This is a genomic window from Lentibacillus juripiscarius (genome assembly GCF_042685205.1).
Classification (GTDB): Bacteria; Bacillota; Bacilli; order Bacillales; family Amphibacillaceae; genus Lentibacillus; species Lentibacillus juripiscarius.
On sequence record NZ_JBHUNA010000024.1, the window covers coordinates 43,209 to 55,647 of the forward strand.

The 12,439-nt window shown below is 40.3% G+C and carries 14 protein-coding genes; 10 read left to right on the top strand and 4 right to left on the bottom strand.

Annotated elements, in window-relative coordinates; all coding sequences use genetic code 11:
- The first annotated feature begins 66 nt into the window (after nucleotides 1–66).
- The 5 genes from ACFSUO_RS11495 (at nucleotide 67) to ACFSUO_RS11515 (ending at nucleotide 3,549) form a co-directional block, all read left to right on the top strand.
- The gene (locus ACFSUO_RS11495) at nucleotides 67–864 is read left to right on the top strand and encodes an HAD family hydrolase (RefSeq protein WP_382394178.1); all 798 of its coding nucleotides are present in this window, start codon (nucleotides 67–69) and stop codon (nucleotides 862–864) included.
- A gap of 65 nt (nucleotides 865–929) precedes the next feature.
- Entirely contained in the window at nucleotides 930–1,001 is a 72-nt protein-coding gene (locus ACFSUO_RS11500; protein WP_382394454.1) for a hypothetical protein, read from the top strand.
- Nucleotides 1,002–1,376: 375 nt separating this feature from the next.
- Complete coding sequence (locus ACFSUO_RS11505; protein WP_382394180.1) at nucleotides 1,377–1,682, top strand: PadR family transcriptional regulator; 306 nt, start codon at nucleotides 1,377–1,379, stop codon at nucleotides 1,680–1,682.
- A gap of 17 nt (nucleotides 1,683–1,699) precedes the next feature.
- Nucleotides 1,700–2,902 carry a chromate efflux transporter gene (chrA, locus tag ACFSUO_RS11510; RefSeq protein ID WP_382394182.1) on the top strand — a complete coding sequence of 401 codons (1,203 nt, stop codon included), beginning with the start codon at nucleotides 1,700–1,702 and terminating at the stop codon, nucleotides 2,900–2,902.
- 212 nt (nucleotides 2,903–3,114) lie between these two features.
- Nucleotides 3,115–3,549: a hypothetical protein gene (locus tag ACFSUO_RS11515; protein ID WP_382394184.1), complete on the top strand. Its 435-nt coding sequence runs from the start codon at nucleotides 3,115–3,117 to the stop codon at nucleotides 3,547–3,549.
- A 125-nt stretch (nucleotides 3,550–3,674) separates the two neighbouring features.
- Here the strand turns inward: ACFSUO_RS11515 and ACFSUO_RS11520 are convergent, their stop codons facing one another.
- Complete coding sequence (locus ACFSUO_RS11520) at nucleotides 3,675–4,151, bottom strand: small multi-drug export protein (protein ID WP_382394186.1); 477 nt, start codon at nucleotides 4,149–4,151, stop codon at nucleotides 3,675–3,677.
- Nucleotides 4,152–4,233: 82 nt separating this feature from the next.
- Between ACFSUO_RS11520 and ACFSUO_RS11525 the strand changes: the two genes are divergently transcribed.
- On the top strand, nucleotides 4,234–4,827 hold the full coding sequence (locus ACFSUO_RS11525; RefSeq protein WP_382394188.1) for a TetR/AcrR family transcriptional regulator: 594 nt from the start codon (nucleotides 4,234–4,236) through the stop codon (nucleotides 4,825–4,827).
- A 328-nt stretch (nucleotides 4,828–5,155) separates the two neighbouring features.
- Here ACFSUO_RS11525 and serA read toward each other — a convergent pair whose 3' ends face one another.
- The 3 genes from serA to ACFSUO_RS11540 all read right to left on the bottom strand — a co-directional run bounded on the left by serA (nucleotide 5,156) and on the right by ACFSUO_RS11540 (nucleotide 9,709).
- Nucleotides 5,156–6,739 (bottom strand): phosphoglycerate dehydrogenase, encoded by a 1,584-nt coding sequence (serA, locus tag ACFSUO_RS11530; protein WP_382394190.1) that lies wholly within the window; start codon nucleotides 6,737–6,739, stop codon nucleotides 5,156–5,158.
- Nucleotides 6,740–6,766: 27 nt separating this feature from the next.
- The gene (locus tag ACFSUO_RS11535) at nucleotides 6,767–7,921 is read right to left on the bottom strand and encodes a pyridoxal-phosphate-dependent aminotransferase family protein (protein WP_382394456.1); all 1,155 of its coding nucleotides are present in this window, start codon (nucleotides 7,919–7,921) and stop codon (nucleotides 6,767–6,769) included.
- Nucleotides 7,922–8,218: 297 nt separating this feature from the next.
- On the bottom strand, nucleotides 8,219–9,709 hold the full coding sequence (locus ACFSUO_RS11540; protein WP_382394192.1) for a glycine betaine uptake BCCT transporter: 1,491 nt from the start codon (nucleotides 9,707–9,709) through the stop codon (nucleotides 8,219–8,221).
- A 241-nt stretch (nucleotides 9,710–9,950) separates the two neighbouring features.
- Here ACFSUO_RS11540 and ACFSUO_RS11545 point away from each other — a divergent pair, with 241 nt between their 5' ends.
- The 4 genes from ACFSUO_RS11545 to ACFSUO_RS11560 all read left to right on the top strand — a co-directional run bounded on the left by ACFSUO_RS11545 (nucleotide 9,951) and on the right by ACFSUO_RS11560 (nucleotide 12,386).
- Nucleotides 9,951–10,184, top strand: coding sequence for a hypothetical protein (locus ACFSUO_RS11545; RefSeq protein ID WP_382394194.1), 234 nt, complete (start codon nucleotides 9,951–9,953; stop codon nucleotides 10,182–10,184).
- 105 nt (nucleotides 10,185–10,289) lie between these two features.
- The gene (gene tnpA / locus ACFSUO_RS11550) at nucleotides 10,290–10,688 is read left to right on the top strand and encodes an IS200/IS605 family transposase (protein WP_382394196.1); all 399 of its coding nucleotides are present in this window, start codon (nucleotides 10,290–10,292) and stop codon (nucleotides 10,686–10,688) included.
- 11 nt (nucleotides 10,689–10,699) lie between these two features.
- Nucleotides 10,700–11,815, top strand: coding sequence for an RNA-guided endonuclease TnpB family protein (locus ACFSUO_RS11555; protein WP_382394198.1), 1,116 nt, complete (start codon nucleotides 10,700–10,702; stop codon nucleotides 11,813–11,815).
- Between the two features lie 118 nt (nucleotides 11,816–11,933).
- Complete coding sequence (locus ACFSUO_RS11560; protein ID WP_382394200.1) at nucleotides 11,934–12,386, top strand: CBO0543 family protein; 453 nt, start codon at nucleotides 11,934–11,936, stop codon at nucleotides 12,384–12,386.
- Nucleotides 12,387–12,439 lie beyond the last annotated feature (53 nt).

Below are 12,439 nucleotides of genomic sequence, written 5' to 3' on the forward strand. Positions count from 1 at the left end.
CTGCAAATAAGTGATAATATGAACGTAATATTTTAAATATTTCAACGCAACGGGAGGGATGTACGGATGCTAAAAGCAATCATGTTTGACTTGGATGATACGCTGATTTGGGATGAAAAAAGTATTAATGAAGCGTTTAAAGTTGCTTGTGGACTGGCTGCACAGACTTATGATATGGATCCTGAATCACTTAAAAAAGAGGTGCAGGAAAACGCCCGCAAGCTGTTTTCCTCTTATGATACATATGACTTCACAGAAATGATTGGCATCAGTCCGTTTGAGGGTTTGTGGGGCGTGTTTAACGATGAGGGTAAATCGTTTCAACAATTGAAAGAAATGGCCCCCGAGTATCGAAAAAAGGCCTGGACAAAAGGACTGCTGTCAATGGGGATTGATGATCCGCAGCTTGGTTCGGAACTGGCTGCGACATTTCAAAGGGAGCGCCGTACAAAACAGTTTGTGTACGAGGAGACATTTGAGGTTTTAAATGAACTGAAAGGAAAATACCAGCTTCTGATGCTTACGAATGGCTCGCCCGACTTGCAACAGACGAAATTGAACATAACACCGGAACTGAAACCTTATTTTGACCATATTGTGATTTCAGGTGCCTATGGAAAGGGGAAGCCGGCGCCTGACATTTTTGAATATGCATGTGATCTTCTCTCCGTGGAAAAAGAGGAAGCCTTGATGGTGGGGGATAACTTGTATACGGATATTCTTGGTGCCTTAAACGCAGAAGTGCCGTCCGCATGGATAAATCATCATCGAACAAAAAATCAGGACATTATGCCAACGTATGAACTCGCCCGTTTAAGGGAGCTTTTGGCTGTTATTGAAGACCATGATATGGAGAAAAAATAAAAGTGATCTTAAAGGTCAGCACACCAGCCGGGATGCTGACCTTTCCTTAGCTAATATTGAGTGCTATGGACAGGATGATCGGTTATGGTTTGAAATACTCGTCGGACTTTAAAGATAATCTTTTACATCGTGTGTGAAGCTAAGAAAACGCTTGATTATAACATAAAAAAAAGAGACGCCTTTAAAACTTTTAACCAGGTATTATGAATATTTATGTTAAAATAAATTTAAAGATTGTAACAAAATGGTCTTGAATTAAACATTCTGGGTTTCAAACTTCATGCAACAAACGGGTCGGTTTGGATAATGGAAGACTTGATTTCAAGACATATGTGATATTAAAACATTTTGCTGTAGACGAAGAAACCCCTTAAATGGGGTTCTTTTTTTGATGTTTTATTAAGTCTATGTAAACTTTCTGGAATAGACTTGATTAATTAATACATTTACTATATATTCATAAGCGAAAACCGATATCGAAATCAGATAAAGATTGAATAAGGAGGTTTAATTTGGATAATAAAGTGCTGAGAAAACTTTTCCTAGGGTTCATCCAAATTCATATTCTGCATCATGCCAAGGAGGAAGCGATTTATGGATCTTGGATGTTAGAGGAGCTACGTGAGCATGGATATGAAATTAGTGCTGGAACTCTCTATCCAATTCTTCACAATATGGAGAGAGACCAGCTCTTAAACAGGGAAGACGTCAATGTAAATGGAAAAATTAGAAAGTATTATCGAGTTACTGAAAGGGGAACCAATGTTCTACAAGAAGCAAGGGCGAAAGCATATGAACTTTTTAAAGAAATTAAATAATATGAGGGTGAATTAGAGTGAAGCAACATCCATACAATAAAGGTCGTTTATCGACGCTCTTAGAAATACTATTAATATCAACTAAATTAGGTTTAACCTCTTTTGGTGGGCCTGTCGCACATCTTGCATATTTTAAGGATGAATATATCGATCGGCGAAAATGGTTAAATGACAAAACCTATGCAGACCTGATAGCATTATGTCAATTCCTTCCTGGACCAGCAAGCAGTCAAGTAGGAATTTCAATAGGCATTCTGCGTGGAGGCTTACTTGGAGGGATTATTTCTTTCTTAGGATTTACACTTCCATCTGTCATTGTTCTTGTTATCTTTGCGTTACTATATCAAAATTTCTCACTGGGAGATGCTGGCTTTATTCATAGTCTGAAGATTGTAGCCGCAGCCGTTGTTCTCCATGCGCTGATCGGGTTGGGCAAAAAACTAACTCCAGACAAAAGCAGGATGGCTATAGCTTTAGTAGGCGCAATGATTATGTTATTGTACCCTTCGGCTTGGATACAGATTCTAATCATCTTGGCAGCAGGATTGCTGGGATTAAAATTGTTTCAAGATAAAGCTGAATCAAAGATTGAACCTTTTCACGTCAATATATCGAAAAAGATGGGTGTTACATCTTTACTAATTTTAGTGGGTACTCTAATCGTTTTGCCTATCCTTAATAACACACTTAACAGTTCGCTGCTCAATATCTTTGATATATTCTTCAGAGTTGGATCGCTAGTATTTGGCGGTGGACATGTGGTGCTACCAATGATTGAAAGAGAATTAGTACCTCAAGGTTTCCTATCACCTGATGGATTTTTGGCAGGGTATGGAATGGCACAAGCAGTACCCGGTCCATTATTTACATTTTCCAGTTACCTAGGTACCATGATGGAAGGCATCATAGGGGCTGTGGTAGCGACCGTTGCTATCTTTTTACCTTCATTCCTGCTAATTGTGGCAGCCTTGCCTTTCCTTAGTGAACTTAGAAAACGTGCATCTTTTCAGGGTATTCTTATGGGAGTGAATGCCAGTGTGGTCGGCATTTTATTGGCAGCTTTCTATGATCCTGTCATCGAGAGTTCAATCTTTGATGGTTCCGATTTTGCCTTAGGGGTTATACTATTTGCTTTACTAAATGTGTGGAAAGTTCCTGCATGGCTTATTGTTATTTTGGGTGTAGTAGGAGGATATATCTTTAGTTTTTTAGGTTTCTAAATTAAATTAGGAAAAAGTATAGAACCCTCATCATTTATTTTAGTTATGCTTGAACAATCAACTGGTAAAGAAAAAATGCAGGAAGCCGAAGCCGGGGTTACTTAACAAAATTACTGATTTAAACGGAGTGATACATTATATTTTTTTCACGTTGGACAGCATTTCAAGGTATTGTAATTGTTCTGCTGATAGCTCTTGCGTTTATAGCAGATATGTTTAAGACAGATATTGGAGTACCATTTTCCTCAACTGATGTAATAAATACGTCGGTGTTGATGACATCATCTTTATTTTTGGTAGTAATAATTGGTTTACTTAGTTTAATGATGTATTTCCAAACGAGGAAAAGTGACACATTTCTAAGGCACAGATTATGGGATAAAATGTATATTATTATGCCTGTTATAATTATTTTATCTTTGGTTGTAGTTTTTATCTTTTTTCTGGCAGGACCACTAAGCGAAATAACGCAGAGCAATCGTTGGGTTATATATGTGTTAATTTACTATGTTTTATTTTTAATAAATGCGACTGTTTTAGCACTTATACATAAAGCCAAAAAGAATACTATTTCCAATGAAAATAAAATTGGCTATTCTTTTGTTTGGACGTCATTAGGACTTTTAGTGGTTATTTTTATATTGTGACTGTCTTAAACAATCCGGCGCCTATCAGTATGAATAAGGATTGGCGTCCTTTCTTGCGGAACTATATTGTTGAATAGGGAACTGTTTAACTGACCATATGGTTTTTACGTTTTCGATGCTGCCCACTATAAATTCACTAATGGTGAAACTAATCCTTCTGCCACTACAGATAATGTTGCCATTACTACTGCCAGCGTACTTACTCCCAGAGTTGTCCATATAAACACTTTACGTCTTGAGGCTCCAAGAGTGGTTATTGCACCAGCACCAACTTGGCTACTGAACAAAATAGACGATAAAAAACATACGCCGGTTGCTCCAAAACGATCAAAAGTTCTTTTTATTCGGGGGTTTATTCCCACATGCCTTCTATCTCCCTTTCGAAATTTATTATATACTGAATGAAAGAGGTTGTTAATTTCAGCTCCAAAAAATACAAAAAGAAGAACACTAATCGCATTCCCGAGGATAGCTACAATTAATGCTACAAAAGGTGGAAAGTTGAAAACAATGATTGCAGTTGGAACAGTTAAAAATACTTCAAGGAATGGAACCATACTTATAAAAAATATAGTAATACATTGTAATAAAACATTTTCCATATAAATACCTGCCTTTTTATTATGTCAGTTGACTTAAAAACATTATAATACAATTGACCTAAAAAATCAAAGGAGTTATAAAATGCCAAAAAAAATAGATCATGCTGAAAGAAAAGATCAAATTATAGATGCAATGTTTCGTATCATTCATCATTCAGGTTTTGAAAAAGCAACATTACGTGAAATTGCCAAAGAAGGAGAATTATCTTTAGGTTCTGTTCAATACTTTTTTCCAAAACAAAAAGATATATATATGTTCGCAATGGATGTTATCTATCAAAGGTTTGAGGAAAGGATGCAAAAGGTAGCTCAGGTAAATCAAGGGGGATTTGAAAACGCAGTTCGTATGTTAAAACAGATTGTTCAAGCTAATACCGAAGAAGAAAGAATGGAAAATGATATATGGATGAAATTTTCCATTATGGCTACGATGAACCCAGGATTCCACGCGACAAAAGATAGATTTCGAGAGGTAAACCTTAATTTTGCAAAGGATATCCTAAAGATGCTCTATAATAATGGGTATATTAATAATCCCAATGTTGAAGATAATGCAAATTCGTTAACAATATTCATTCACGGCTTAGTATTTGAATCTGTCATTTATGCCAATTTATACAACAACCAAGTAATTGAAAAAGAAATCAAAGAGTATTTACGAAAAATATGTAACTAAATTTACTGTACGCAGAAAGTTGGTTCCCGTATGCCGATTTTAACAGCAGGGATCACAGCAGCTGTGGGAATAGAGTTCATAGTACGATACCAGCAGCTAATATGAGCTCTATCGGTAAAGAAAAACAGCTCAGTAAATGTAAACTGAGCTGTTTTATTTTTATGCCAAGAACTCACCATAAAGCAATGTTTTTAATGCGTTAATTTCCTTGTTAATTAGCCTGATAATAATGGTCTGAAAACGTTGCTATTTAATAAGATAATTTTAAGTTTTCTCCACGGTAAGTGAACTGCAAAGTTATAATACAAGCGTTTTTCTTTAATGCACATTACAAATCAACCGCTGTCACGTCACTGATTTCTTCCAGCTGTTTCAGCCCGGACAGTTCTTCTTTATCTAAAAATTTATCAACAGTCAGGATCATGATCGCTTTGCCGCCAACATCGGAGCGGTCAACTTGCATGGTGGCAATATTGATCTGATACTGGGCCAGGAGGCTTCCCATTTTACCGATGACGCCGGGAAGGTCTTGATGGTGAATGACGAGAAGATGCCCCTCCGGCATGACATCCACGCTGTATTGATCGACTCGGACAATGCGCGGTCCAAGGCCGTTTAGCAAGGTACCGGCAACGCTTCGTACACTAGATTTGGTTTTCATTTCAACGGTCAGCAGGTTGGTGAACCCTTTAGCGGTTGATGTCCGGCTTTCATGTATGGTAATACCTTTCCTGTCAGCAAGGTATAACGCGTTCACGTCGTTTACATGGCTGCCAAGGTGTCGTTTGAGAAGCCCTTTTACGGCATTCCGGGTAATCGGTGCCATTTTCACATCGGATAGTTCACCAGAATAATAGATGTTCACTTCTTCCGGCACTTCTTCTGTTAAGTGAATGAGGAACATGCCCAATTTATCTGCTAGATGAAAGTATGGTTCGATTTGGCTCAAAATATCGCTGGGAACGGATGGCATGTTGACAGGGTTCTTGGCCATATCGCCAGTCAGATGGCTGATAACATCGTGACAGACGTCGATGGCCACATTTTCCTGTGCTTCAACCGTGCTGGCGCCAAGGTGCGGCGTGGCAATCACTTGCGGCAGTTCCAGCAGTTGGTGATCCTGGAATGGCTCTTCCTCCAGAACGTCAATAGCCGCGCCGGCGACTTTTTCATTAACAATTGAATTGTATAAGGCTTCTTCATCAATGATGCCGCCACGGGCACAGTTGATGATATGTACACCATCTTTCATTTTAGCAAATGCATCTGCATTAATCATGTGCCTGGTCTCTTTCAATAGAGGCGTGTGGACGGTAATATAGTCTGCCTTTTGCAAAATGTCTTCCAGTGTGCCGTATTCGATGCCCATCTGTTCTGCCTTTTCTTCGGTCAGAAAAGGGTCATAGGCCATAACGTTCATATGCTGTCCCTTTGCTCTGTAGGCGACCTCGGTACCGATGCGGCCGAGTCCGATAATGCCAAGGGTTTTATTTTTTAATTCAACGCCGACATATTTTTTTCGATCCCATTTGCCATTCTTTAGTGACACGTGTGCCTGGGGTATTTGCCTGGAAAGTGCCATCATCATAGCCATGGTGTGCTCGGCAGCAGAGTTGGTGTTGCCGTTAGGCGCGTTGACAACAATGATGCCTTGTTCCGTGGCTGCATCCAAATCGATATTGTCAACCCCAACACCGGCCCTACCGATGATTTTCAGCTGGGATGCTTTTTCGATGACCGGTCGTGTTACCTTTGTCTGGCTTCTGACCAGCAGAGCGTCGAATTGATTGATCCGGTTTTCCAGTTCGTCCGGGGATAAGTTCGTTTCGTCTGTGACCGTCACATTAGGTTTCTGCTGTAAAACGTCCAATCCTTCCTTGCTGATTGGGTCGGCTACTAATATATGAAACAATGTTAAAAGCCTCCTTTAAAAGGTTGTTCAAACATCCACTTTAAGCAACGTTTCTTGTGCTGCCTTGGTACCTTTGCCCAATTCTATGGATTTACCGATTTTATGTAAGGCGGTTTCTATTATGCTAATGGTCTGCAATACATCAGCTGGCGAACAATATCCCATATGGCCAATGCGGAAAATCTGGCCTTTTAAATGCTGCTGGCCGCCTGCTGTTGCGAGCCCAAACTTGCTTTTAAGAATGTTTCGCAATGCTTCCGCCTTGAAGTCATTGGGTTTGATTGCTGTAACGGTGGGCGAGGCGGCTTCATCTGATGTAAGGAGTGGTATGTCCAGTGCCCGGAATGCAGCACGTGTCATGTCTTTCATCATTTGGTGCCGCTCATACACCTGATTAAGCCCTTCTTCTTCCAGCATGGTAAGTACTTGCTCCAATCCAAACAGCAGTGAGATTGCCGGTGTGAAAGGCGTAGAGTTGTTTGCCAATTGATCGCGGTAGCGTTTGAGATCGAGATAGAATGCCGGTCGCTCATTTTCTTCAATGACCCGCCAGGCCCGTTCGCTTACGGCGACAAATGTCAGTCCAGCCGGCAGCATCATGGCTTTTTGGGAGCCGGTGACAAGTATATCGATTCCCCATGTATCCATTTCGGTCTGAATACCACCGACACAGGAAACCCCATCAACAATAAACAGCGCATCAGTATTTTGATGGACGACGTGCGCAAGTTCCTTGATCGGATTCAGGACACCGGTTGATGTTTCGCAGTATGTTGCAAAAACAGTCTTGATGTCTGGATGGTCTGCAAGGTAAGCCGCAATAGCTTCGGGTGAGACGGCTTCCCCCCATTGGACATCATAACGGTGGACGGCAATCTCGTATTCTTCACATATTTTAACAAAGCGGTCACCAAAAGCTCCGGTAACGATGACCAGAACGGCTTCATCTGGCTGTACGGCATTGACGACAGCCGCTTCGAGACCGGCAGTTCCGCTGCCTGAAAGAATAAGTACATCCTGTTCGGTACCAAAAACAGGCTTCAATTTGGGTTTGATTGTTTGCAGCAGGTCTTTCGTTTCCTGGTTGCGATGGCCAATCATCGGCTGGCTCATCGTTCGTTGTACACTGGGTGGAATAGGCGTTGGGCCCGGGATGCGCAGAAATGTCTGTTCCGGAAGCATGACGGAGTCCCCTTTCGTTTCGGAATATGATTTATATAGCATAGCAGACATGAATGTATTGTCAATAAGTTCACTTAAATTTTTATTTTTTAACATCGTGGGCCTTTTTGTCAACAACTGGGGCTACTTCAGGGTGATGAAGGGAAACGTGCTGGCTATGTTGATCATACGTTTGATCAATGGTGTTCTAATTGAAGGCTGCTTGGAGAAATATGACGGACTCGCCAAAATAGGTGCTCTGCTCAATAAACAGCCGCCCCGGCATAAGTGAAGAACTGGGGCGGCTGAATACTTACATTATTTTTTTCCTTTAATCAGTAGCAGTTCGTTGTTAAGTGCTTTAAACAACGCGATAATCATCAATATCATCACAAACGAGAACGGAAGCGCTGCAACAATGATTGTATTCTGAATTGCCTGCAGGCCGCCTACATACAGCAGGATAAGTGCAACCGATGATTGGGCAAGACCCCATGCGATTTTCACTTTATTCGGCGGCTCAAGGGAACCAAACGTTGATTGCATGCCGAGAACGAATGTAGCCGAGTCGGCGGATGTGATAAAAAAGGATCCAATCAACAGAATAGCTGCAATAGACAAAATCAGCGTTAATGGCATCTGGTCAAACATATTGAAAAGAACCAACTCTGTTGCATATTGTGTCAAATCAACACCACTGTTTTGCATATCGCCTGCTGTTGTTCCGAATACAGCAAACCAGATACAGACGACGAGCGTCGGCAGAATAAATACACCTGTCATAAACTGACGGATGGTCCTTCCGCGGGACACGCGTGCAATGAACATACCAACAAACGGTGCCCATGATATCCACCAAGCCCAGTAAAAAATGGTCCAGGCATCCAGCCAACCCCGGTTATCACCTTCCAGTGGTGCTGTCCGGAAACTCGAACGGATAATGTTATCGATATATAGCCCAAACGTCTCTGTAAACATATTCAGAATTAATAGCGTTGGGCCAACCGCCAGTACGATAACGAGCAAAATGATGGCAAGCACCATATTGGTATTCGACAGATACTTAATTCCTTTGCTTAAACCAGACCATGCCGAGAGTAGAAACAGCACGGTCACACTGGCTATAATAAGGAATTGCGAATTGAAACCAACCTCAATACCGAATAAATGCGCCAGTCCGCCGTTGATTTGCACAGCCCCGAAACCGAGTGATGTGGCAACCCCGAAGACCGTTGCAAACACGGCCAGCACATCAATCAGTGTCCCGAGCGGCCCGTTCATTTTCTTGCCGAAAAGCGGTTTTAGTGTCGATGAAATGAGCCCAGGTTCTTCTTTTCGGAATTGGAAAAATGCCAGAGCGAGCGCGGTAATCCCGTACATAGCCCAGACATGAAGTCCCCAGTGGAAATAAGCATAAGTGAGTCCATCTTTAAATGCTCGGCCGGATCCGGTTTCCGCTGATGGGGAATCCGATATATAGTGGGACAACGGCTCTGCGGCCCCGTAAAAAACAAGCCCGATTCCCATCCCGGCTGAAAACAGCATGGCGACCCATGTTGGAGTTGAAAAATCGGGTTTCTCATCGTCTTTGCCCAGCCGGATTTGGCCATATGGACTGAGGGCAATAAAAATGGAAAATATAACAAACGCAGACATAAGAAGCATGTAATACCAGCCGAATCTAGTTGCAACAAACGATTTGATGTTTCCTGTTATTTGTTCGAACTGGTCAGGAAAAATAGCACCGAATGCGACTGCTATGATGACTAGTGCGACTGTAATGTAAAAAACTCTTGAAACTTTCTTCATGGAACCCCCTGCATTAATTTTTGACATACTTGGATAGGTATTTTTATGTATGGTTCAATCAGCTTCGTACTTTGCCTTCTAAGGGAATGGCATCGCCCCTTTCGCTTTGATGCTAATTTATTATTATACGGAAATTTATTGGAAATTCAACTGCTGACAGCTGGAAGCGGATGAAGTAGCCAAACGGATGAGCATTACGAGCTGATGTGATGGAATAGCGCTTTGGATTGCGGTTATATTATTGGATGGAAAGGAATTCATCGTTTGGGGTGTGTTTACATATGACGGAAAAGCAGCAGGAAATGCTGGCGCAAATACGAGGGATGCTGAAAGAGGTATCCCAATTGCAGCTGGATTATTGGCAAGCTTTTTCTTCGGTGGGAACGTGGCAATTTTGGGTAATCTTATCAACTTTAACGTTCTTCCGAAAGAAGTCTCCCTCTTCAAGCGTGTGAAGGGCGTAGCCCAACGGTAAGGGGGAGATGAATTTCGGTTGGGTGTAAGCCCAAAGGATTTTTCTTTTAGGCTTTTCTTTGTTATGTTATTATCAGTCTTATAAAGAATAAGGGTTGATATAACAATGGATTTAGATAGCAATAACCATTCAGTATTCTCGTTGTACTATCACCTTGTATTGGTGGTGAAATATCGAAGGAACGTTATTGATGATACAGTTTCAGACTATGCAAAGGAAAAATTTGCATCATTGAGTGAAAAATATAATATCAAGCTGGTCGAATGGAATCATGACATTGACCATGTTCATATTTTGTTCAAAGCACAACCTAATACGGAACTGTCAAAGTTCATCAATGCTTACAAAAGTGCGAGTTCAAGACTTATCAAGAAGGATTTTCCTCATGTTCGAAAAAAGTTATGGAAAGAAATGTTTTGGTCAAGAAGTTTTTGTTTGTTGACGACTGGTGGCTCACCCATAGAAATAGTGAAAAAATACATCGAAAATCAAGGGGAAAAGTGAGGTGATTTGATATGGCTAAACAAAATAAAGCGTATAAGTTCAGACTATACCCAACAGATGAACAGGCTTTGATTATACGAAAAACCTTTGGTTGTGTTCGTTTTGTCTACAATAAAATGTTAGCAGAGCGAAAAGGAACTTACGAAAACCTAAAAAATGACAAAGAAGCATTGAAGAAGGTAAAACACCCAACTCCTGCTAAATATAAAAAGGAGTTTGCATGGCTGAAAGAAGTGGACTCTTTAGCGTTGGCAAACGCACAATTAAACTTAGATAAGGCTTATAAAACCTTCTTCAAGGGTAATACCAAGTTTCCAAAATTCAAAAGTAAACGTCATAAACAAAGCTACACAACGAATGTCGTAAACGGAAATATTCAATTGTTGGATGGTCATATCAAATTACCTAAACTTAAAATGGTTAAAATAAAACAACATAGACAAATTCCCTCAGAATATAAAATCAAATCTTGTACCCTATCTATGACTTCCTCAGGGAAATACTATATTTCTATTCTTGTAGAGTATGAGAAAAAGATTGAAAGCAAGGAAATTGAAAAAGTTGTTGGACTAGATTTTGCAATGGATGGGCTGTTTGTAGATAGTGAGACAGGTAAGAAAGCCAATTATCCACGTTTCTATCGACAAATGCTTGAGAAGTTAGCAAAAGAACAACGGAAACTTTCTCGTAAAAAGAAAGGCTCTTCGAATTGGAACAAACAACGTATCCGAGTAGCTAAAATTCAAGAGAAAGTTGCAAATCAACGTAAGAACTTTCTTCACCATAAATCAAAGGAGTTAGTGTCTACCTTTGATGCTGTTGTGGTTGAAGATTTAGACATGAAAGGAATGTCACGAGCTCTAAAGTTCGGTATAAGTGTCGCTGATAATGGGTGGGGAATGTTCACTACTTTCTTACAGTACAAACTAGAAGAACAAGGGAAACAACTTGTCAAAATAGATAAATGGTTTCCATCTACTAAAACTTGTTCGAATTGTGGTTCAGTAAAAGAGGTGAATTTATCAGAACGAACCTATCAATGCACTTGCGGATTAAATCTAGATAGAGATTACAACTCAGCACTGAATATCAGGCGTGAAGGCATTCGCTTATTAGCAATTGCTTAGCTAATTACAATATAAACTCTTGGAACAAGAGGGTTAGCTTGGTCAATTTCGCCAGCTATCAAAAGTGGTGATTACCCAAGAAGCCCCCACTTCAAGCAAACCGTAAGGGTGGTAAGTGGTGGGTAGTTCACTTGTTCCGCTTACTTTCCTATTTATCTTCATTGACCGGAGTAAGATGCTGCATCTGGGATTTTTCGGCATCAATTATCATCTTTGGTTTCAGTATGTGAACAGTGCAGGGGTTTCCATGGGATTGTGGGAGTATCCATATGAGCTTACTTCGTTTCAGCCAAGTTTTACGCTGGATGGTTCTATTGCACCGGTTGCATTTATGCTGGTTTATCAATGGACACTTAACCATGGTAAAAATGTATTTCTATACTCTTTACTACTATCAGCACTTTTTGGGTTTGTCATGAAACCTATGATGGCTTATTTTGATTTTTTCCATATGTTTAGTGGTGTTCATTATTTTTATTTATTTCTGTTTTATGAAGCATTTTTTGTTGTTTCCTATTTAATTACAAAGCTGTTTTTATGGATGCAACGAAAATATGGAAGGAAAAATTGATAACGGAAAGCCTTCTACTAACTTAAAAAAAGAACCTCCATTATTGGGAGGTT

Bases quoted from the DNA above. Each gene is read 5' to 3' on its own strand.
- ACFSUO_RS11495 (WP_382394178.1), top strand. From the start codon at position 67: ATGCTAAAAGCAATCATGTTTGACTTGGATGATACGCTGATTTGGGAT.
- ACFSUO_RS11515 (WP_382394184.1), top strand. From the start codon at position 3,115: ATGTTTAAGACAGATATTGGAGTACCATTTTCCTCAACTGATGTAATA.
- ACFSUO_RS11520 (WP_382394186.1), bottom strand. From the start codon at position 4,151: ATGGAAAATGTTTTATTACAATGTATTACTATATTTTTTATAAGTATG.
- ACFSUO_RS11525 (WP_382394188.1), top strand. From the start codon at position 4,234: ATGCCAAAAAAAATAGATCATGCTGAAAGAAAAGATCAAATTATAGAT.
- ACFSUO_RS11535 (WP_382394456.1), bottom strand. From the start codon at position 7,921: ATGCTTCCGGAACAGACATTTCTGCGCATCCCGGGCCCAACGCCTATT.
- ACFSUO_RS11540 (WP_382394192.1), bottom strand. From the start codon at position 9,709: ATGAAGAAAGTTTCAAGAGTTTTTTACATTACAGTCGCACTAGTCATC.
- tnpA (WP_382394196.1), top strand. From the start codon at position 10,290: ATGGATTTAGATAGCAATAACCATTCAGTATTCTCGTTGTACTATCAC.
- ACFSUO_RS11555 (WP_382394198.1), top strand. From the start codon at position 10,700: ATGGCTAAACAAAATAAAGCGTATAAGTTCAGACTATACCCAACAGAT.